This window comes from Leclercia sp. CFBP8987 (genome assembly GCF_034044995.2).
Classification (GTDB): domain Bacteria; phylum Pseudomonadota; class Gammaproteobacteria; order Enterobacterales; family Enterobacteriaceae; genus Enterobacter; species Enterobacter tamurae.
The window spans coordinates 3727476-3751068 of sequence record NZ_CM188255.1 but is presented as its reverse complement, the minus strand read 5'-3'; the positions used below and the strand labels follow the sequence as shown (position 1 = coordinate 3751068).

General features: G+C 63.7%; 5 protein-coding genes. 1 reads left to right on the top strand and 4 read right to left on the bottom strand.

What is annotated here, in order from left to right; all coding sequences use genetic code 11:
• The first annotated feature begins 9 nt into the window (after positions 1-9).
• The gene (locus tag SOM40_RS17990) at positions 10-2106 is read left to right on the top strand and encodes a pyrroloquinoline quinone-dependent dehydrogenase (protein ID WP_320530484.1); all 2097 of its coding nucleotides are present in this window, start codon (positions 10-12) and stop codon (positions 2104-2106) included.
• A 124-nt stretch (positions 2107-2230) separates the two neighbouring features.
• On the opposite strand, the gene SOM40_RS17985 is transcribed toward SOM40_RS17990, so the two are convergent.
• From SOM40_RS17985 to SOM40_RS17970, 4 genes are all read right to left on the bottom strand, one after another.
• Positions 2231-3430: a beta-barrel domain-containing protein gene (locus tag SOM40_RS17985; RefSeq protein WP_166183497.1), complete on the bottom strand. Its 1200-nt coding sequence runs from the start codon at positions 3428-3430 to the stop codon at positions 2231-2233.
• Complete coding sequence (locus SOM40_RS17980; RefSeq protein ID WP_166183494.1) at positions 3411-5606, bottom strand: type I secretion system permease/ATPase; 2196 nt, start codon at positions 5604-5606, stop codon at positions 3411-3413. The genes SOM40_RS17985 and SOM40_RS17980 overlap by 20 nt, the downstream gene beginning before the upstream one ends.
• A complete protein-coding gene (locus SOM40_RS17975) occupies positions 5603-7003 on the bottom strand; it encodes a TolC family outer membrane protein (protein ID WP_320530483.1) in 1401 nt (466 codons plus the stop codon). Before SOM40_RS17975 ends, SOM40_RS17980 begins: the two co-directional genes overlap by 4 nt.
• Positions 7004-7079: 76 nt before the next feature.
• Positions 7080-23225, bottom strand: a complete 16146-nt coding sequence (locus SOM40_RS17970) for a BapA/Bap/LapF family large adhesin (protein WP_320530482.1) — start codon at positions 23223-23225, stop codon at positions 7080-7082.
• Positions 23226-23593 lie beyond the last annotated feature (368 nt).

Sequence of the window (23593 nt, the reverse complement as noted above, 5' to 3'; positions counted from 1 at the left end):
GAGCCACCCGTGCATAACGATAAACACTATTCCGTCCTTAAGGTCAGCATGACTGCGCTGGCGCTGCTGGTTACTCCACTCTCGCTGCAGGCGCAGGATAAAGCCGCTGAAGCCTCTCAGGGGACCCAGGAAGAACTCAATGTGGATGCGGCCGATCAGCAGGCGCCGGGCACCACAAAAACCACTGACGAGGCGTCAACCGGTCAGGAAGGCGGACAGAAAGTCGCGTCGGTCAATCAACCTGCGACGCCGCTGGTGCCCTCTGCCGCCACCTGGGACAGCTTCCATGGGCAGCTTAACGCCCAGAAATACAGTCCGCTGACCCAGATTACAGCGGAGAACGTCGGTAAATTAACCAAAGTCTGGGAGTTCCATACCGGCGACGTCTCGGATGGTAAAGGCGATACCCCAGCTACCGTCTGGTCCGCGACGCCCATCTTCGCCAATGAGACCATCTACATAGGCACCCCTTTCGATCGCCTGATTGCGCTGGACCCGGGCACGGGTAAAGAGAAGTGGCACTATGACACCAAATCTTCACGCAAGGCGCTGACCCAGCCGGTGCTGAAAAACCGCGGCGTCTCTTACTGGCAGGCAAAAAATCCGGTCGCCGGAGAGGCGTGTCAGAAGATGGTTTACATGGGCACCGTTGACGGCATGCTCTTTGCGCTGGATGCCGATACCGGCAAGCCGTGCAGCGGCTTTGCGGACAAGGGCGTGCTGAACATCAATCAGTGGAACACGGTTAATGCCAAGTACCCGCTCTCCATCCTGCAGCCGCCAACCGTCGTGGGCGACCATCTGATTGTCGGCTGGGCCGGCAAAGACTGGGCCTATGCCGAAGCGCCTCCGGGCAGCGTATTTTCTATCAATGCCCGCACCGGCGAGCGCGAATGGACCTTTGATGCGATCCCGGCTGAGATCCGCCAGCGTACCGGGACGGCCAACGTCTGGACGCACATGTCCGCCGATGAGGCCAACGGTCTGGTCTATCTCCCGGTGTCATCCCCGTCCCCTAACTACTGGGGGGGTAACCGCGTCGATCCTATTCCACTCGGCACCTCTACCACCGCGCTGGATATCAATACCGGCAAAGTGGTCTGGTCTCGTCAGTGGGTGCACCACGACGTGTGGGATTACGATATCAACTCTGCCCCAACGCTGATGGATATCACCGTCAACGGCAAGCAGATCCCGGCGCTGATTCAGGCCACCAAGCAGGGCTTTTTGTTTGTGGTTAACCGTCTGACGGGCGAAGATGTGTGGCCTATCGAAGAGCGTCCGGTACCGCAGGGCGATGGTTCGGTGCAGGGCGAAGTTCTCTCGCCAACGCAACCTTTCCCGACGAAACCTGCGCCGCTGCTCGATCAGTCGAAAAAACCCGAGATCTGGAAGCTGGCGGATGTCGTCGGTGCCGGGCAGTGTACTCGGCTGTGGGACAATCTCACCTATGAGGGCATGTACACCCCGCCTGTGACCAAAGGTGAAGGCACGCTGACCTATCCGGACAGCGCCGGTGGCGTGCAGTGGGGCGGTGTGGCGTTCGATCCGCACAAGCAGATTGCCATCGTTAACACCTCCCATATCGTGCAGTACGTGAAGCTCTACAGCCGTGAAGATTACGATAAAGCGGATAAAAGCGCCGGGAATGAGAGCGGCTTTGCGCCTCAGGAAGGGGCACCTTACGGCCTGCGCCTGATGGTGGCGAATAACTGGCTGGGTATGCCGTGCTGGAAGCCGCCGTTTGGTGAAATCGTGGCGCTGGATATGCATACCGGTGATGTGAAGTGGCGTCGTCCTGTTGGCGCATCCCAGCAGTATGGCTTCTTTATGCCGGAAAGCTGGGGTTCACCGACTATTGGCGGCCCGGCGGTGACAGCAGGGGGCGTGGTCTTTATCGGTGCCTCGATGGATGCCAAAGTGCGCGCTTACTCGGTAGAGAGCGGTGAAGAGTTGTGGGCCGATCAGGTTGAAGCCCCTGCGGTAGCGAACCCGTCGGTCTATGAGTACAAAGGCCGTCAGTATGTGGCGTTCGTTGCAGGCGGGAATACTATCCTGAAGGATCAGGTGGGCGATCAGGTGGTGGTGTACGCACTGCCTGAATAGTACCGTTCACATACCCCAGGGGGGAGGAGGTGCACTGAACCCCCCACCTGAGTCGCATGTTCCCCCTCACCCTAACCCTCTCCCTCAAGGGAGAGGGGATCGTCCGTGCGGGAGATGAGAAAAACTACCTTTCCCTCAGCGCCTCTTTCGCGCGGTTAAACGGCTTGATCATATAATCCATCACCGATTTCTCGCCGGTTTTAATATCCACCGTGGCAATCATCCCTGGCACAATCGAGAAGTGCCTCCCCGCTTTGTTGACCAGATAATCCTGGCTGGTGCGGATAAACACCCGGTAATAGAACACTTCCGGTTTCGCCTCATCCTGAATGGTGTCCGGCGAGATGGTCTCCACCACGCCGTCCAGCCCGCCGTAGATGGCGTAATCGTAGGCGGTGATCTTCACCAGCGCCTTCTGTCCCGGGTGGATAAAGGCGATATCGCGCGGTGACAGGCGGGTTTCAATCAGCAGGTGATCGTCCACCGGCACAATCTCCATCATCTCGCCGTTCGGTGGGATAACGCCGCCGATGGTGGTGACCTTGATGTTCTTCACAATGCCGCGCACCGGGGAGGTTACCGTCAGACGGGTCACTGAATCCTCACGCCCCTTCAGCACCGCAGAGACCATGTCCACTTCGGCATTGGATTTGGACAACGCTTCCCGGGCCTGCACGTAATACTGCGAGCGCAGGTCGGTGAGCTTCAGCTCCAGGTCGCTCTTCTGGCGCTGCAGGCGCAGGGCTTCGACGTGGCTGGCGGCTCCGGTTTTCACCAGCCGCTGGGTGATGGCGAGTTCCGCGTTAACCAGCTCCAGCGCCTGGCGCAGCTCGCGCCGGGAGTCTTCCAGCTGCTGGCGGCGGGAGTTGTAGAGCCGGGTTTCCGCGGCGATCAGATCGGTCCATTTCGCCAGCTCGGGCGGGAAGGTGAGCGGCAGATCGTTCACCTCCGCATGCAGACGGGCGCTGGAGGCCAGCGACGCGCGGTAGCGGGCGGCACTTTCCCCGACGTTAGATTCAGAGCGGGTCGGGTCGAGACGGGCCAGCACCTGACCGGCCTGCACCTGATCCCCCTCGTGGACCTTCAGCTCGGCGAGGATCCCGCCGTCGAGCGACTGTAAAACCTGCTCGCGGGAGCTGGGGATCACCTTCCCGGTGCCGGTCGATACCTCATCCAGAATGCTGTACCACGCCCAGACTCCGCCGATGATAAACAGCAGCAGGCTGATTAACACAATGCTTCTGGCCCCGGTATAGCCGCTCTCGGAACCGAGGGTGTTATCCAGGTCGTCTATCGCGGCGGCATCATGCTGACTGATTTTCATTTTTCCACTCCCGGCCATTTGCCTGCTGCGATTGTTGCTGCATCCGGCTGTTGCTCAGCGCCTGGGCTTTCGGCGCATCCATCACCAGCATTCCCTCTTTCAGTACCACCACACGCTCCACCAGCTCCAGCATCGGCACCCGGTGGGTGGCGACGATCAGGGTCCGGTTGCCGAGCCACTGGCTCAGGCGCTGAATGAATTCGCGTTCGGTGTGCTCATCCAGCGAGGCGGTAGGTTCGTCCAGCAGGACGACATTGGGATCGCGCAGGAACATACGCGCCAGCAAAATCGACTGGCGCTGGCCGCCGGAGAGCCCGACGCCGTTCTCCATGATCGGATGGTCCAGCCCCTTCGCCAGCTTCTGCACGAAGGTGGCCGCGCCGCACATCTCCAGCACGGCAAAAATCTCCTCGTCGGTGGCGCGGGGCATCCCGAGGGTGATGTTCTCCCGCAGGGTGCCGTAAAACAGCCGCGCGTTCTGGCTCATCAGGCCGACGTTACGACGCACGTCCGCCATGTCGAGATGGGGCAGGCTGAGGTTGTCGAGCCGCAGTTCGCCGCCCACCAGATCCATCCCGCCGACCATCGCCTGCAGCAGGGTCGATTTGCCCGCGCCGTTACGGCCCAGGATCGCCACATGCTCGCCGGGTTTGATCTCCAGCCGGTTGATGCGCAGGACCGGGTTCTGCACGTCACCGCCGTAGGCAAACTGCGCCTGTTCGAACAGGTAGTGGCCGCGCAGCACATCCTGGCGGATCGGCGTCTCTTCACGCTGGTTCTCGGTGGGGAGCTGCATAATGTTGTCCAGCCCCTCTTTGGCCGCCTTCACCTGCTGCCAGCGGGCCAGCACGCCGCACAGGGTCGCCATCGGGGCAATCATCCGCGAGGCCAGCATCGAGGCGGCCACCACCGCACCGGTGGTCATTTCGCCTTCGATCACCATCGGGGCACCCACCACAATCACCGCGGTGTAGACCAGGCTCTGAATGGTCATTCCCCAGCTGATCAGGCCCTGGGTCAGCTCGCGGGTCTTCAGGCCCGACTCGGCGGTGATCTGAATGTAGCTGTTCCACTGTTGCAGGAAGCGGTTCTCCGCCTGCATCAGCTTGATGTCCTCCAGCCCCTGCACGCTCTCCACCAGCACCGCGTTGCGCAGGGTTGATTCATGGGCCGACTGCTTCGCCAGCGCCGCCAGCTTTTTCTGCAGCAGCAGGCCCGGCAATACCATCAGCACCGCCGCCACCGGGGCGATCCACGCCAGCGACGGGGCGATGATCGCCAGCACGCCGACAAACAGGAAGAAGAAGGGCAGGTCAACAATAGTGGAGATGGTCGAGGAGGTGACCATCTCGCGGATCTGCTCCAGCTCGCGCAGCTGGGAGATAAAGCTGCCGGTGGAGCGCGGCACCGCGCTGTTACGCAGGCGCAGGGCATGGCCGAACACCCGATCCGAGACGCGCAGGTCGGCCCGTTTGCCCAGCAGATCCATAATGTGGCAGCGGGCGAGACGCAGGATAAAGCCGAACAGGGTGGCAATCAGCACCCCGATGGTCAGCACGTAGAGGGTAGGGTAGGACTGGGCGGGGATCACCCGGTCATAGACCTGCATCGAAAACAGAATCCCGGCCAGCGACAGCAGGTTGATGAACAGCGCCGCCAGCATCACGTAGGTGTAGGGGCGCAGGTCGCGCATCACCAGCCGGTAGAGCCAGTCCGGGCGATATTTTGAGATATAGGCATCCACGCGGCTGTCTTTTAACGCCGCCAGCGGACGCAGGGCCACCACCTGATGAATGGCCGGCAGCAGCGCCGCCAGCGAGATGCGGTTGGTCTGGGCCTTGCCGTCAAAGAAACAGACGTCGAGCATGTCTTCCCCGTCGAAGTGCTCAATGACGCCGATCTTGCCGTCATTAAGCTCCACCACCACCGGCAGACGCCAGCTGTTGATCGACTCCTGGCCGTTATTGAGCAGCTTAAAGGAGAGCCCCGCCTCACGGGCCAGCCCGCTCAGGGCCGGGGTTTTGCTCTTCCCCTGTAGCCAGGGGGCGCCAGCCACCAGCGCGCCGGGGGAGCAGGCCACCCGGTAGCGGGTGGCGACATAGCCAAACGCCTGCGCCCAGTGCTCCAGCGCCTCCTGCGTCAGTGGCTCCTCGTGAAGGATATCGTCTCGCGTCATGGCTGGATCTCCACTGACTGAATAGTGTGGTTTTCAAGGCTGAAGGAGTTGCGCATTCGCCCGGTGTTATACAGGCAGTTGATCTGCAGCTGGTGCAGCTGTCCGGCGGTTTGCCACTGGGTAAAGCGGGTCTGGTAGACCTCCTGCTCGGCGTTCAGCACGTCCAGCAGTGGGCGGGAGCCCAAATCCAGATACTGCTGCTGATAGAGTTCGCGGGTGCGCTGGCTGAGGGTCTCCTGGCGGGACTGGATCTGCAGGGTGCTCATCAGGCTCATCACCTGGCTGCGCGACTCCTGCAATTTTTGCCGCACGTCCAGCCGGGTGCGCTGCACGTTGGACTGCGCCGCCTCTACCGCGTGGCTGGCGGCGTTACGCCGGGCGTCCAGGCCGCCGCCCTGGTAGATCGGCATCTCGACGTTGACCGACACGTTGTACTGGGTTTTATCCAGCGTGTCGTGGCCGGGATAGCGATTGTTAATGTAGTGGCGAACCTCGGGCTCCAGCGAGATGGTCGGGGTCATCTGGGCGTTGGCGTAGTCCAGATTGGCCTGCGCCACGTTGGCCTGCGCCCAGGAGGAGAGCACCGCGGGCACCAGCCGGTCATCCGGATCTTTGATGTCGCAACTTTGGGCCAGTTTGGCCGGGAAGGCGTTGCTCACCTCGTTCAGGTTGTTCCAGCCGAGGTTGCTCATCAGCGTGGCGCGGGCACTGTCGAGATTGGCCTGATACTGCATCAGCTGCGAGCGTGCCCCTTCGATACGGGCGTCGGTCTGCACCACGTCCGAGAGCGAGGTAGCCCCTTCGTCGTTACGCTGGCGCGTCAGTTTGCCGATGCTGCCGAGGGCCTCAAGCTGCTCTTCGGCGGTCTCCACCATCTGCTGCCACATCTGCACCTGCACCAGCGCGGTGGCGGTATCCCGGGCGACGGTATCAATGCTCAGCAGGACGTTGGCCTGCTGCTGCACCACGCCCGCGTCTTCGGCCCGCACCTGGCTGGAAACTTTACCGAAGTCATAGAGCATCTGGGAGAGGGAGAGCACCACGGAAGGGGTAAAGCCGGTGTCGCTGGAGTTGTTACTGTAGCCGTTGTTGATCCCGGCGCTGATCTGCGGGTAGTACTTCGATTTGGCGACATCAACCTGCTGGATCTGTTCGTAGAGTTTGCCCACCGCTTCGCGGATGGTGGGATGCCAGTTAACGGCACGGTTCACCGCATCGCCCAGGGTTAAGGTGCCGGGGGCAGCCGGGCTTGTCGGCAACGCTACCCGGCCATTCAGCGAGGGCAGCTCCTGATTTTCATTTACTTGTCCAAAACTAATGACCGCAGGGGAGTCGGCAGCCAGGGCGTGCCCGGACAACAGGCAGCACCCAAGCCACCAGCAAGGTGCTTTGTTCATGGCATTATCCCTAAAAAACTGAACAACTTTATAATGTTAAGCCCGGGCGACGTGCGCCCGGGTCTTGTTATTAGCGCTATCCGGTGATGATGTGTTGTTGGTTAACCAGCTCCTCGTAGGTTGTCTGAACGTTATCCAATGTTACCAGTGTAGTATTGGTGTAAATATTTGCTGCACCGTCCCGGTCGACAGAGATCACGGTATTGCCATTGCTGTTGGTAACGCTCAGATAGTTGCCCAGCGTGGCGTTGTCCCCGTTCCAGCCCACCAGCAGATCGCTGATATCGATCTTGTCTCCCTGCGCCAGAGAGAAGTTGGTCCAGTGGTCGTTGCCGCCGTTGCCCGCCGTGCCGTTACCCGCCGTACTGTTGAGCACCTCGTAAATCAGCGTGTCGCCATAGGCGCTACCGGTGAAGGTATCGTTATGCTCGGAGCTGGCGAACTGTGGTGCCATGTTAATGGTCAGGGTCGCGGTATCGGTGGTGCCATTATCGCCGGTCAGTTTGTAGGTGAAGGTCTCCTTGGTGGTCATTGATGCCAGCGAGACGCCGCTGTTCAGGGTGTAGGTATACGCCCCGTCCACGCCGATGGTCAGCACCCCGTAATGCCCCTGAACCGTGGCGGTGGCCGTGGCAGTGGTATACGGGTCCAGGGTGGTGACGGTGCCGGTATAGCTGGTGATGCTCAGACGGCTGTCCACCGAATGGAGCTGATCCAGCACGCCGCCCGAATCCGAGCCGTCAAAGATATTGCCGGTGACGGTGTGGCCCGCGGTGGTGAGCTCACTGTTGAGGAACACCGTGGTACCGGTGACGTACGGCGTGATGGAGATCTGGCCTAACCCCAGCGGACCCATTGCCCCGGTAAAGTTAAGGGTGTAGGTCCCGGCGTTCAGATCCAGATCCGGCAGGTTGATGGTGGCCACGCCGCCCAACAGCAGACCGCCATTGAAGGAACCGCTTCGGGTCACTCCTGCCCCGGTGATGGTCCAGTTCACGTTCAGGCCGCCCAGCGACAACAGTGAGGCGACGTTGAAGTGCAGCACCACGTCATGCAGGGCGGTGTTGGCCGCCACCACAAATGTTCCGCTACCCCGGCCCGAGGTAGAGGCCAGCAGGGCGGCGTTCCAGGTCGCGTTACCCACCGTATCATCGCGATAGGCTGCGACCTGCGAGGTGGTGTCGAAGACCAGCGCATCGCTGACGTCGTTGACCGCATCCAGCGCCACCGGCGTTGGGGTGATGTTCAGCGAGGCGGTGTCCTTATCGCCATTCGGTGCCGTCACGGTATAGACGAAGGTATCCGGCGTGCTGATCAGGTCCGCCCCGACCCCGTTCCGCAGGGTATAGGTGTATTTCCCCTGGGCGTCGATATCCAGAGTGCCGTACTGCCCCTCAATGCGGGTGGTGCCCGTAGCGTTCACGTCAACACCGTTCACCTGAGTAACGACAGTGCCGGCAGGCACGATGTCACTCTGCAGTACGTCGCCGGTGGTGGCGGCAGTGGTGCTGGTGACGGCGTAGACATGGTCCTCCAGAATGTTGATCTGGTAGCCGGTCAGCACCGTGATCCCCGCCGCGGTGTTCATCAGGAAGAGATACTCCCCGGCCGGCAGGGTCAGCGTCAGCGGTGCCGAGGTGCCCCCCAGCAGCGGCGCGCGCAGCCAGCCCGCCTCGGTGCGCATCCGCTCATAGCTCTGGGTCGCCGGGTTGAACTTGTAGATATAGAGGTCAAACACCGACGCCAGGGCTACCCCGCCGACAGAACCCTGAATGGTCATGGTGCGGGTGGTGCCTTCCTGGACGCTGTACTTCATGGTCTCGCTGCGATCGTCCAGCAGGTTGAGGTTCAGTACAGTACCCAGATTGACACCTACCACGGTAAAGCCGCTCTGGCTCGATGGACCATAGTCGATGGACTGTACCTGGGTGTTGAAGGTCAGCGAGGCGGTATCGTCCACCGCCGTCACGCTGTTGCGCACCGTGTTTTCACCCAGGGTGATCACCAGGCGGGCATCGTCCGTCGCCCCTTTCCCGGTGATGTTATAGGTGAAGGTGTCGGTCCGGCCCAGCACCGAGGTGCTGGTGTTGGTCAGGGTGTAGGTGTAGCTCCCGTCAGCGTGCAGGGTCAGGGTGCCGTACAGCCCGTTGATGGTGGTGCCCGCCGCGCCCGCCGCCACGTTGACGGTGACGCCGTTGGCGTTGGTGACGCTGGTGACCACCGTGCCGTTCGGGGCGCTGTCGCTGCCGCTCACCGGATCGGTGTCGGTGATGACGTTGCCGTTTTGCACCAGCGTGCCGGTCAGGGTGCCCGCGGTGGTTTGCGTGACGTCCACATCCAGGCTGGTATAGGACCCGGTCGCCAGCAGGTTGGTGTTATAGCTCAGGACGCGATACTGCCCGCCCGGCAGGCCGTCCAGGTTGAGGGTCACGCCGCTGGCACCCAGCGTCAGCAGGTTAGCGAACTGCGGCAGACCGGTATCCACTTCCGTGGTCCAGGTGGTGCCGTTCCAGCGTTGAACAATCACCTCCAGGGTGTTGAGCAGGGAGAGCACGATGCCGGTGGCGCTGGCGTTGATCTCCATGTTCGCGCTGCCGCCGGTGGGTACGGTGAAGGTCACCTGGGCGGAGTTATCCCCCAGCAGGGACAGCACGTTGCCGACGCCGCCCACCAGCTGCACGCCGTAGTCGCTGTACTGGGCGGTACTGACGGTGGCGGTGGTCGTCAGGTCCAGCCCCACCACGTTGTCACTGGCCGACAGCGGCAGGTTCGGCGCAATTACCGTCCCGGTGACGGAGGTGTTACCCGCCGCATCGGTAGCCGAGAGGGTGATCCGCTCCCCTTCGGACTGCTTGTCGAGAAAGGTGTAGCTCCAGGCTCCCTGGGCGTTGGCGGTGGTGGTCACCACGCTGTTATCGCTCAGCAGCAGGGTGATGGTGCTGCCCGCTTCGGCAGTACCGCTCAGGACGCTGCCGTCGGCGTTGAAGGTTCCCTGCGGCGTGCCCGGGGCGACGGTATCCACGATAACCGTGCTCAGTGGCGTGGACGGGCTGGTGCCGACCGCATTGCCCGCGGTGGCGGTAAAGGCGTGGGAGCCGTTACCCAGCGGCACGGTTGGGGTATAAGTCCAGACCCCCGCGCTGTTGGTGGTCACCGTGGCTAACAGCACGTTGTTGTCATACAGGGTGATAGTGGAGAGCGGTTGCGCGGTGCCGGTCAGCGTCGGGGTGGTGTCGTCCGTGCTCTGGCCGCTCAGCAGGTTGCCGATGATGCTGCCCACGTTGTCGTTGACGCTGGTGATGACCGGTGGGTTCGGCACCAGCGAGTACGGCATCCGCAGATCTACCGTCAGCCCGGCGTTACCGGCCCGGTCGGTGGCAAAGACGTGCAGCAGCTCGGCGTTAACCTGCGGCGTGGAGAGCGTGACGCTGAACCTGCCGCTGGCATCAGCCACGCCGGTCCCCAGTACCGTCACGTTGTCGGTACCGAGAATGGTCACGGTGCTGCCCGCCTCGGCGGTGCCGGTGACCTGGCCCCCGCTGTTAAGCACGGTGAAGCCGCCCGGTGCGCCTGGCGCAACGGTGTCAACGGTGATGGAGGTGACCGGTGACGCCGCGCTGAGGTTGCCTGCCGCATCGGTCGCGGTGGCGGTGAAGTTATGCACTCCGTCGGTGAGGGTGGTGGTGGTCTGCGGCAGGGTCCACTGACCCTGGGCGTTGGCCGTCACCTGGCCCACCAGGGTGGTGCCGTCGTAGATCCGCACCACGGCGTTGGCTTCGGCGGTGCCGTTGAGCGTCAGGCGGGTGTCGTTAGTTGGATTGCCGTTGAGTACCGGACCCTGGATCGTGCCGACGTCATCCACTACCGAGGTAATGACTGGCGCGCCCGGGGCGGTGGCATCGAGGTTAAGGTTAAAGCCCGCGGTCGGCAGACTGACGTTGCCCACCGCATCGGTGGCGGTGACCGTCAGGACGCGCTGGCCGTCGGGCAGCGGCGTGGCTGGGGTAAAGCTCCAGGCGCTGTTGGCGTCGGCCACCACGGTGCCCAGCAGCAGGTCGCCGTCATAGATACTCACCGTTGAGCCCGCTTCTGCCGTGCCGCTGAGGGTCGGTCTGGCGTCGTTGGTCAGCTGGCCGCTGGTGAGCGACACCACCGTGCCGACATCATCCACCACCGAGACCAGCACCGGCACCGCTGGCGGCAGGGTATCCACCGTCAGGCTGAAGGTAGCGGAGGCATCGCTGACGTTGCCTGCCGCATCCGTCGCCACCGCCGTGAAGTTGTGCTGAGCGTTGGTGAGCGGCGTGGTCAGGGCGATGGTCCAGTTGCCACTGCCATCGGCGATGGCGGTGCCCAGCAGGGTCTGACCTTCAAACAGCTGTACCCGGGCGTTCGGTTCGCTGGTGCCGGTGAGCACCGGCAGGGTGTCGTCGGTGCGCTGGCCGCTGGTCAGGGCGCCGGTGATGGTGCCAGCGTCGTCCTGGGCAAGAGTGATGACCGGCGCGATCGGTTTGATCGCATCGACAATCACCGTGAAGCCCGCCGAGAGTTCACTGAGGTTGCCTGCCGCATCGACGGCGCTGGCGGTGAAGGTGTGGCTCCCGTTGCCCAGTTCGGTCCCCGGCGTGAAGGTCCAGTCGCCTGCGGCGGTGGCCTGCACGGTGCCGAGGGCGACGCCATTGTCATAGACGGTGACCGTGGCGTTCGCCGCGGCTCTGCCCGACAGGGTCGGCGTGGTGTCGTCGGTAACCTGGCCGGAGACGGTGAGCGGCGTCTGGATGGTGCCCACGTTATCGGCGGCCGCGACGATGGTCGGTGCCGCTGGTGCCAGAGTATCCACCGTCAGGGTAAAGGCTCCGCTGACCGGACCGGTATTTCCGGCAAGGTCGGTGGCGGTCAGGGTCACGCTGTGCAGCCCGTCCTCAAGGAGGGTGTCAGGCGTAAAGGTCCAGCTGCCCGAGGCGTTAACCACCGCGGAGCCGATCTCCTGCCCGTCGACCAGAATGCGCACCGTGGAGCCCGCTTCGCCGGTGCCGTTAAAGGTTGGACGGGCGTCGTTGGTGAGGCCGCCGTTGGTGATCGGCCCGGTAATGGTCCCGACATCATCCACTACGCTGCCGAGAACCGGCGCCACGGGGGCGACGGTATCAACGCTCAGCGAGAAGGCTGGCGAGGTGCCGGAGACGTTACCTGCCGCATCGGTGGCGCTGACGCGCAACTCATGCGGCCCCTGGGCCAGATCGCTGGTCGGGGTAAAGGTCCAGTCACCGTCGGCGTTCACCACCGTGGTGCCGATCTCGACCCCGTTATCCAGGATGCGGATGGTGGTGCCCGCCACGCCGGTGCCGGTCAGTTCCGGACGGGCATCGTTGGTGAGCTGGCCGCTGACCAGCAGGCCGGTATTGCCCGCCACGTCGTCGTTAACGCTGACCAGCACCGGGGTGGCCGGTGGGGTCATGTCGACGGTCAGGGTGTAAGCCCCGGACGCCGGGCTGACGTTGCCTGCGGTGTCGGTGGCGATGGCGGTAAAGCTGTGCAGGCCTTCGGCCAGCACCAGCGTTGGGGTGAAGCTCCAGATCCCGCTGGCGTTAGCCAGCACGGTGCCGAGCAGTCTGCCGCCTTCATAGATGGCGACGCTGCTGCCCGCTTCCGCGCTGCCGGACAGGGTCGGGGTGTTGTCGTTGGTGAAGCCGCCGCTCGCCACGTTGCCGGTGACCGGCCCCACGTCGTCGTTAGCCCCGGTGATGACTGGTGCCGCCGTTACGGTATCCACTACCAGTGAGAACGGTGCAGAAGGCTGGCTCTGGTTACCCGCCGGATCGGTCGCGGTGATGAGCAGGGTATAGGTGCCATCGTCCAGCGCTGCTGGCAGGGTAAAGCTCCATGCCCCAGTGGCGCTCACGGGTACGGTGCCAAGGACAGCGTCACCGGAGTAGATGGTGATCACGTCGCCCGGCGTCGCGGTGCCGTTCAGGGTTGGCTGGTTGTCGTCGGTCGGCGTGCCGCTGACCACTGACCCGGTCACGGTGCCGACGTTATCCACGAGGGTGCCGAGGGTCGGCGCCGCAGGTGGGGTGAGGTCGATATTCACCGTCGCCCCTGGCGACTGGCCGCTGGTCTGGCCGTCAACGGTGGCGGTCACACTGAAGCTGTGGCTACCTTCCCCGAGGGCGGCGACCGGGAACGACCAGGCTCCGGTGGTGGCGTCGGCGGTCACGGTGCCCAACGGCGTGGTGCTGTCGTCCAGATAGACTGTGACCAGGCTGCCCGGGATCGCTGTCCCGGTCAGGGTTGGGGTAGCGTCGTTGGAGCTGCCGCCTTTAACGTTAACGCCGCCGCCGGTGCCGTTGTCATCCACAATGGCGTCGATAACCGGCACGTCCGGCAGGGCTGGCGTAGCCGGAACGTCATAGGATCCCGGCAGGCTGGTGTTGCCCGCCACGTCGCTGGCGGTCAGGCTCAGGGTGACCGCATCGCTTTGCGGCGGGGTCAGGGCCACCGAGAACTGGCCCTGGGCGTTGGTCACGCCGGTGCCCAGCACCACGTTGCCCGGGCCAGTTACCGTAATGATGGAACCCGCTTCGGCGGTGCCGGTCAGCGGCGTACCGCCGGAGACGATGCCGGTCACCACAGGCGCACCCGGCGCCTGGGTGTCGACGATCAGGCTAACCGGCGTGCTTTGGCTGGTGTTGCCCGCCGCATCGCTCGCCACCACGGTGAAGGTGTGCGAGGCATCGGACAGCGGCGTACCGGCCGGGATTGGCAGCGCCCACTGCCCATCAGCGTTGACCTGCACCTCGCCCACCGGATTACCGTCGACCAGCACGGTGATGGTGCTCAGCGGCTCGCCGGTACCGGTCAGGGTCGGCGTGCTGCTGTTGGCGTAAAGCGCACCGTTGGCGAGGGTGCTGTCGGTGATCTCCAGCAGTTGTGGGATCGCCGGTGGCACGGTGTCAATGGTGTAGACAAAGTCACTGCCCGCCTCGCTGACGTTCCCGGCGGCATCCAGCGCCGCCACGGTCAGGGTGGTAGAGCCATCGTTCAGCGCTGGGGTGGTGATGGTCCAGCTACCGTTGGTGACCAGGCCGCGACCCACTTCGATGCCGTTGCTGTAGAGAATGACGGTGGTGCCGTCCTCCCCGCTGCCGGTGACGGTTGGGGTGTTATCGTTGCTGCTGCCGCCCGCCGTAACGTTGCCGGTGACCGGCCCGGCGTTATCCGCCACGCTGGCGATCACCGGAGTATCAGGCACGCTGCTGTCGACGGTCACCGTCATGCTGCCTGAGATCGGCGAGACGTTGCCCGCCTCGTCGGTGGCGGTGAGGGTGAAGCTGTGTGATCCCTCGGCCAGCGGCTGGTCCGGACGCCATGTCCAGTTGCCGTTAATGTCGACCACCACTTCGCCCACCGGCACGTTACCTGTCGTGGTCTGGTCATAGATGGTGATGGTGTCGTCCGGCGTGCCGGTGCCGCTCAACACCGGACGGGTATCGTTGGTGGCGCCGTTGTTGCTCACCGGTCCGGTGATGTCGCTGACGTTATCCGTGACGACTGGCAGCCCCGGCGCGTCCGGCGCGTCGGTATCGATGGTGATAGTCACCGGATTCGACGGCGCACTTTCGTTACCCGCGCCGTCGCTGTTGGTCACGGTCAGGCTCAGATCGTAGGTGCCATTCGGCAGGCCCGCTGGCGGGGTCCAGGTCCAGGTCCCGTCTGGCTGCACGGTGGCTTCCCCGATCGGGGTGGTGCCGTTGTAGATGGTGACGATATCGCCCTCATTCCCGGTGCCGCTCAGGGTTGGGGTGGTATCGCGGGTGCTGCCGCCGCCGGAAATAGCCGTCTCGCCACTGCCGTCAGGGTTGACGGTGATGTCCGGGATGTCCGGCGTGGCAGGCGGCACGTTATCCACCACCAGGTTAAAGGTGCCGGAGGTGGCGGTGTTGCCCGCCGCATCGCTGACCGTGGCGGTCAGGGCGTGGATGCCGTTACCCAGCGGCACGGTCAGCTGAATGCTCCATGCCCCCGTTGCGTTGGTGGTGGCGGTGCCGAGCAGGGTGGTGCCGTCATAGAGGCTAATCTGCGCGTTTGCCGGGCCGGTCCCGCGGATCAGCGGCAGGGTTTCGTCGGTCGGCTGGTCGCTGACCACGTCGCCGGTGACGCTTCCGCTGGTGTCCACCGCTACGGTGATGACCGGGGCGACTGGCGGGACGGTATCGATGGTGAGGTTAAAGGCCGGGGAAGGCTCGCCGATGTTACCGGCGGCATCCGTCGCCACCACGGTGATCGCGTGCGGCCCCTCGGCGAGGGCATCCTCAGGGGTGAAGGTCCATACCCCTCCTGCACCCACCAGGGTGGTACCGACCTCAACGCCATCCACCCGAATGCTGATGGTGGTCCCGGCTTCCCCGGTGCCGTTCAGGGTCGGAAGGGTGTCGTTGGTGGCACCGTTGTCAGCAATGGCCACCGGGCTGCCGGAGAGATCGTTCACCACGGAGGTGATCGCTGGTGCGTCCGGGGCGGTGGCATCCACCACGATGCTCCAGCTGTTGGAGGCGGCGCTGTTGTTCCCCACGGCGTCGACGGATTGCGCCGTCAGGACGTGGCCGCCGTCAGGCAGGGCAGCGTTGACCTGGATCTCCCAGGTACCCTCCGCGCTGGCCTGGGTGGTGCCAATCAGCACCGTACCGCTGTAGAGCTGGATGATGGCGTTGGCCGGGCCGGTACCGCGCACCAGCGGCGTTGAGTCGTTGGTGGTCTGCCCGTCGGTGACGGTGCCGGTGACAGCGGTCACGTTGTCCACCACGTCAGTAATCACCGGGATGGCCGGTGGGGTGGTATCCGGGGCGGCGATCTGGCCTTCCGCGCCGGTGTTTCCGGCGATGTCAGTGGCGGTGACCGTCAGCAGTTCACCGTTCAGTTTCGGCGTGGTGAGAGTGACGGAGAAGCTGCCGCTGTCGTCAACCACGCCGGTACCGATCACTGCGTTTCCATCGCGTACGGTGATGGTGCTGCCCGCTTCACCACGGCCGGTAAGGGTAGTGCCGTTATTAAGGACGGTGAAGCTGTCCGGTGCCCCCGGGGCAAGGGTGTCGATGATAATCGAGGCCACCGGCGAGGCCGCGCTGAGGTTGCCTGCCTCATCAATGGCGACGGCGGTGAAGTTATGCTCGCCGTCCTCAAGGGCGACGAGGGTCTGATCCAGCGTCCACTGGCCATCGGCGTTAGCGGTGGTCTCGCCCACCAGAGTCTCGCCGTCGTAAATGCGCACGATGGCATTGGCTTCGGCGGTGCCGTTGAGGGTCGGACGGGTGTCGTTGGTCGGGCTGCCGTTGAGAACCGGGCCCTGCACCGAACCGGTGTTATCCACCACCGAGGTAATGGCCGGTGCGACCGGGGCGGTAGCATCGACGTTAACGATAAACCCGGTGGTCGGCGGGCTGACGTTGCCTGCCGCATCGGTGGTGGTCACCGTCAGGGTGTGTTCCCCGTCAGCCAGCGGGCTGAGCGGGGTGAAGCTCCAGGCGTTGTTTTCCCCGACGAGGGCGCTGCCCAGCAGGGTCGTGCCGTCGTAAACGTTCACCGTAGTGCCCGCTTCCGCCGTGCCGCTGAGGGTTGGTCTGGCGTCGTTGGTCAGCTGGCCGTTAGTGAGGGTCACCTCGGTGCCGACATCATCGACCACCGAAACCAGCACCGGCGCGACCGGAACCTGCGTATCCACCGTCAGGGTGAAGACGGCGGACGGATCGCTGGCATTGCCTGCTGCATCGGTCGCCACCGCGGTGAAGCTGTGCTGAGCATCGCTGAGCGGGGTGTTAACCTCGATCGACCAGTTGCCGTCGGCATTCGCGATACCTTCGCCCACCAGCACATCATCGGCAAAAATCTGTATCCGGGCGTTCGGTTCGCTGGTGCCGGTGAGCACCGGCTGGTCGTCGTTGGTGGTGCGGCCGCTGGTGAGCGAGCCGGTCACCGGGTCGATGTTGTCAATCGCCAGGGTAATCGTCGGCGGGGCAGGAGGCAGGGTATCGACAATCAGCGTGAAGCCCGGGGAGGTCTCGCTGAGGTTGCCCGCTTCATCACGGGCATTGGTGGTGAAGGTATGGCTGCCGCTGGTCAGGGCCGTGGCTGGGGTCCAGCTCCAGTCGCCGGTTTCGTTGGCCTGCACGGTGGCGACGAGGGCACCGTTGTCGTAAATCGCCACGCTGGAATTGGCTTCAGCCTGGCCGGTCAGGGTCGGGGTCGTGTCGTCGGTGGTCTGGCCGGAGGTGGTGATTGGCGTCTGAATGGTGCCCACGTTATCGCTGATGGCGGTAAGCGTCGGCGCCGTTGGGGCCAGGGTATCCACCGTCAGGGTAAAGGGATCGCTGGCAGGACTGGTGTTGCCGGCGGCGTCGGTGGCGGTAAAGCGGATGCTGCGGGTGCCTTCTGCCAGCGCCGTTTCCGGGGTGAAGGTCCAGCTGCCCGAGGCGTTAACCACCGCGGTGCCGATCTCCAGCTCGTCAACAATGATGCGGATGGTGGCCCCCACTTCGCCGCTGCCGGTGAAGGTTGGGCGCGCGTCGTTGGTGACATCGCCACTGTCCAGCGTGCCGGTCACGGTGCCGACATCATCTACCACGGTGTTGAGGACCGGTGCCAGTGGGGCGGCGATATCGATATTGATATTGAAGACTGGCGAGGTACCGGAGACGTTGCCCGCGGCATCGGTGGCGTTGACGCGCAGGTCGTGTGGTCCGGCGGCCAGATCGCTGGTTGGGGTAAAGCTCCAGCTGCCGCTGGCGCTGACCAGCGCGGTGCCGATCTCGATTCCGTTATCCAGGATGTGGACAGTGCTGCCTGCCACGCCGGTGCCGGTCAGTTCCGGACGCACATCGTTGGTGATCTGCCCGTTGGTCAGCAGACCGGTATTGCCCGGCACGTCATCGTTGATGCTGACAATCACCGGGGTAGCCGGTGGGGTCATGTCCACCACCAGGGTGTATGCCTCCGAGAATGGGCTGACGTTGCCCGCACTGTCGGTGGCGACCACGGTAAAGACGTGCTGACCTTCCGCCAGCACGGTAGTCGGGGTGAAGCTCCAGGCGCCGGTATCGCTGGCAATCACGGTGCCAATCAGGTTGATGCCGTCGTAGATGGCGACGCTGCTGCCAGCTTCCGCGGTGCCCGTCAGGGTAGGGGTGTTGTCGTTGGTGCTGCCGTTGTTGGCGACGTTGCCGGTGACCGGCCCGACGTCATCGTTGGCCCCGGTGATGATCGCTTCGCCCGCGGTGGTATCCACCACCAGCGAGAACGGCTCCGAGCGTGGGCTTTCGTTCCCGGCCGGATCGGTGGCGCTGAGGGTCAGGGCGTAGGTGCCATCATCCAGCGGTTCGGTCAGGGTGATGCTCCAGGCCCCGGTGTTGCCCACCGTGGCGGTGCCGATCAGGGTATCGTCCGCGTAGAGGCGGATCACATCCCCCGGGGTTGCCGTACCGGTGAAGGTCGGCAGGTCATCGTTAGTTGGTCTGCCGCTGACCACCGTTCCGGTCAGCGGACCGAGGTCGTCCACCACGGAACCAAACGCCGGGGCGTCCGGGGCGGTGAGATCGATATTGACCGTTGCCGCTGGCGACAGGCCGCTGGTCTGGCCGTCGACGGTGGCGGTCACGCTGAAGCTGTGGTTGCCTTCGGTCAGGGTGACCGGGTACGACCAGGCGCCGGTCGTGGCGTCGGCGGTAACGGTGCCCAGCGCGGTGGTGCTGCCGTCCAGGTAAATTGTCACCAGGCTACCAGCAATCGCCGTGCCGGTGAGGGTCGGGGTGGTGTCGTTGGAGCTGCCGCCTTTGACGTTAACGTTGCCGTCTGTACCGTTGTCATCAAGGATGGCGTCAATGGTCGGCACGGCTGGCAGAGGTGTTGACGCCGGAACTTCATAGGTTGCCGGGTCGCTGGCGTTGCCCGCCGGGTCGCTGGCGGTCAGGCTGAGAAGCACCGCGTCGCTTTGCGGTGGGGTCAGGGCGATGGAGAACTGCCCCTCGGCGTTGGTCACGCCGGTACCCAGCACCACGTTGCCCGGGCCGGTGACCGTAATGGTGGAGCCCGGTTCAGCGGTGCCGTTCAGCGGGGTGCCGCCGGAGACGATCCCGGTGACCACTGGACTATCCGGTGCGTCAGTATCCACCACCAGGGTGACCGGGCTGCTTTGGCTGGTGTTGCCTGCCGCATCGGTCGCCACCACGGTGAAGGTATGGGTGTCATCCGACAGTTCGCTGCCGACCGGCAGCGGGAAGGTCCACTCTCCCTGCTCGTTGACCTGCACCTCGCCCACCGGATTACCGTCGATCAGGACGGTGAGGGTGCTCAGCGGTTCGCCGGTGCCGCTCAGGGTCGGGATGTCGCTCTTCACGTACAGCGTGCCGTTGGCCAGGGTGCTGTCAGAGATCTCCAGCAGCTGCGGGTTGCCCGGCGGCACGGTGTCGATGGTGAAGGCAAAGTCGCTGCCGGTGCCGCTGACGTTCCCGGCGGCATCCACCGCCGCCACGGTGAGGGTGGTCGGGCCGTCATTCAGCGCTGGCGTGGTGATAGACCAGCTGCCGTTGGTGACCAGCCCGCGGCCCACTTCAACCCCGTTGCTGTAGAGGATCACCGTGGTACCGTTTTCGCCGGTCCCGGTGACGGTCGGGGTGTTGTCGTTGGTGCTGCCGCCCGCGGCAGGATTGTCATTCACGCTGGCGATGGTTGGGATCGCAGGCACGAGGGTGTCGACGGTCACGGTGATGGCATCTGATACCACCGAGGCATTGCCCGCCGCGTCGGTGGCGACAACGGTAAAGCTGTGTGACCCCTCGGCCAGCGGCTCCTCGGCGCGCCAGGTCCAGTTGCCGTTGATGTCGACCACCACTTCACCCACCAGCACGTTACCAGCCGTGGTCTGGTCGTAAATGCCGATCACGTCATCCGGTGTGCCGGTACCGCTCAGCACCGGACGGGTGTCGTTGGTCGCGCCGTTGTTGCCCACCGGCCCGGTAATTTCGCTCACGTTATCGGTGACGACCGGCGCATCAGGTTGATCCGGCGCGTCGGTATCAATGGTGATGGACACCGGCTGCGACGGGGCGCTCTCGTTGCCCGCGCCGTCTTTGTTGGTCACGGTCAGGCTGAGATCGTAGGTGCCGTTCGGCAGTGCTGCTGGCGGGGTCCAGGTCCAGTTGCCACCCGGTGGGATGGTGGTTTCCCCGATTTTAGTGGTGCCATCATAGATGGAGACGATATCGCCTTCCGTCCCGGTGCCGCTCAGGGTCGGGGTGGTGTCGCGGGTGCTGCCGCCGGAGGTGAGGGGCGCTTCACCGCTTCCGTCAGGGTTGACGGTGATCGCCGGTACTTCCGGGGTGCCCGGGGCGAGGGTATCCACCACCAGGTTAAAGTTGCCGGAGGTGGAGATGTTGCCCACCGCATCGCTGACCGAGGCGGTCAGAACGTGGGTGCCATTAACCAGCGGCGTGGCGAGCCGCAGGCTCCAGGTGCCATCCGCATTGCTGGTGGTGGTGCCGAGCAGGGTGGTGCCTTCGTAGATGCTGATCTGCGAATTCGCCGGACCAGTCCCCTCGATCACCGGACGGGTTTCGTCGGTCGGGACGTTGTTGCTGACATCGCCCTGCACGCTGCCGGTGTTATCCACCACCCGGGTGATCGCCGGGATCTCAGGGGCGACGGTATCGATGGTCAGGGTAAAGGTCCCGGAGGCAGGGCTGCTGTTACCGGCGGCATCTGTCGCCACCGTGGTGATCTCATGCAGACCATCCAGCAGCGCCGTGGCTGGGGTGAAGCTCCACTCCCCGCCGTCGCCCACCTGCGCCGTGCCAACCTCCACGCCATCCACCCGAATGCTGATGGTCGAACCCGCTTCGCCGGTGCCGTACAGGGTCGGACGGTTGTCGTTGGTGGTGCCGTTGTTGCTGATGGCCACCGCGTTCTCAGGCAGATCGTTGATCACCTGGGAAATGGCCGGGGTGGCCGGTGGGGTGGCATCGATGATGAGGGTCCAGCTGTTGGAGGATTCGCTGCGGTTGCCTTCCCCGTCAACGGCTTGCGCCGTCAGCACATAGCCGCCGTCGTCGTTCAGCTCCAGCTCGCTGGACCAGTTGCCGTCGGCATCCACTTCGGCAGAACCCACCAGGAGCGCGCCGTTGTAGATATTAATGGTGGCTCCCGGTTCGCCGGTACCGGTGACTACCGGACGGGTGTCATTGGTGATCTGCCCATTAAGGACCACGCCTGTAATGCCCTCCACGTCATCCACCACGCTGGTGATGACCGGGGCCTGCGGTGGGGTGATGTCCGGGGCGGTAATGGCCCCTTCCGGCCCGGTGTTACCCGCCGGATCGGTGGCGGTGACCGCCAGGTCTTCCCCGTTCAGGCGTGGGGTGGTGAGGATAATCTCGAAGCTGCCGTCCGGACCGGCGGTCCCTCTGCCGATGATGTCGTCGCCATCACGAATGGTGACGGTGCTGCCCGCTTCGGCGTTACCGGTGACGATGCTGCCTTCAGGGTTGATCGCAAGGTTGGTCGGGGCGTCAGGCGGGGTGACATCGCCAACCACGGTGCTCACTGGCGGGCTCTGGTTTCCGGCAGCATCGGAGGCCACCACGTTGATGGTATCCCCTTCGGTTTGTGCCTCGGTGAGGGGAACACTGTAGTCGCCGTTAGCATCGGTCTGGCCCTTGCCAATCTCCTTCCCATTCCCGTCGGTGATAATGATGGTGCTGCCTGGTTCGGCGGTGCCGGTGACCTCAGTGCCCCCAGGGATCAGGCCGATGGTCGGTTGGTCCGGCGGGGTGCGGTCAATGGTAAAGGCAAACGGGGCGGAGGGGGCGCTGGTGTTGCCCGCCAAATCGGTCTCCGTCAGGGTAATGCTGTGCGCGCCATCGGCAAGCGGCGTGTCTGGCGTAAAGCTCCATTTGCCGTCCGCGCCAACGGTAGCCTGGCCCACGACCTGGCCGTTGTCATAGAGGGTGATGATGCTGCCCACGTCGCCGGTGCCGTTCAGGGCAGGGCGGTTGGCGTCGGTGGACTGTCCCGCGACCAGTACGCCCTGCACCGTTCCGGTGGTGTCAGTGATCGTCACGCCGGACGGGGCATTTGGGGCGACGGTGTCAACCGTAAGGCTGAAGGCCGGTGAGGCCGGGCCGGTATTACCCGCGCCATCGGTGGCCCGGGTGGTGATCTGGTGTGCGCCTTCGCCCAGCGCGGTGTCCGGGGTGAAGCTCCAGCTGCCGTCGCTGTTGACCTGTGCGGTGCCGATGGCGTTACCGTTGTCGTAAACCGTGATGGTACTGCCGGGTTCGCCGCTGCCGCTAAAGGTCGGGCGGGCGTCGTCGGTGATCTGGCCGCTGGTGAGCGATCCGGTCGCGCTGCCAGCATCATCGACAACGGAGTTGATGGTTGGGGCCTGCGGCGGGGTGGTATCCGCGGCGGTCACCGGGGTGCCCGGTCCTGTGTTGCCTGCCCCGTCGGTAGGGGTGACGGTCAGGGTTTCGCCGTTGGTGTACGGGGTGCCCAGATCGACGGTGAATTCACCGTTGCTGTCGGTCTGACCTCTGCCGACCACATTCCCGTTGGCGTCGGTGACGGTGATGATGCTGTTGGCTTCGGCGCTCCCGCTAAGCTGAGTGCCGTCTGGTGAGAATCTGAGGTTGCCGGCCGCGCCGGGAGGCGTGGTGTCGTTCGGGTTGGTGACCGGCGGAGTGGGGTTACTGCCATTGCCGCCGTCGCTGCCACCGCCATTACCATTATCACTGTCACTTCCACCACCGCCGCCACCGCCGCCACCACCGGCGGCAAGGGCAATGCCCCCTGCCACCGCCACGCCACCCAGGGCCCACGGCCAGATCGCCGCTTCACCTGCCGACGCGGTGGTAGTGCCTGCCAGCAGGGCATCAATGGAGGCAATCGACTGGTAGCTCTCAGCGGCCATTGGATCGGCAATCCACCACAGCGCGCCATTCTCCTCTTCCAGCACCAGCTGGCTGATACCCTGATCGCCGGCGACAAAGAAATTTTTGAGGGTCAGGGTTTCGCCGTCGGCCAGCTTAACAATCAGGTCATTGCCGCTGCGTTCGTAGCCGAGAATGTCGGCCCGTTCGGCGTTGATCTTAACGATGGAGGAGTCATTCAGCGTGACCTGAGTCCCGTCTGTTACCGATTCCACGTGCGTCAGTTTGGAGATGACAGTGATTTTACTCATGTATATTACTCCCGGCAGAGTGCAATGAAATGGCGAGCGGTTTAAGCCATTTCTATTGAGCAGATTGAGCGCCACCCGTAGGGAAACTGTTTATTTGCAACAATGACCCAGGGTAATTATTTAAAAGTTATTAATGGCTGCCGATAAAGCGATGGTGGCAGCGGTATTTTGCCCTTGGTATTCAGGGGGGGTAAAACGAATGGGGGTATATTTCTCAGCAGTAAAATCCTTGTCTTTAATATTGGTAACAATTTCGGATTGACTTAATTTGATATAGCCAGAAAGTACTAAAAGCGCAAATTAAGCACCGATTAATAAAGCGTTAGCGATATTGAAGGCGTTATTTGTGCGGGTATTGAGTCATGGAG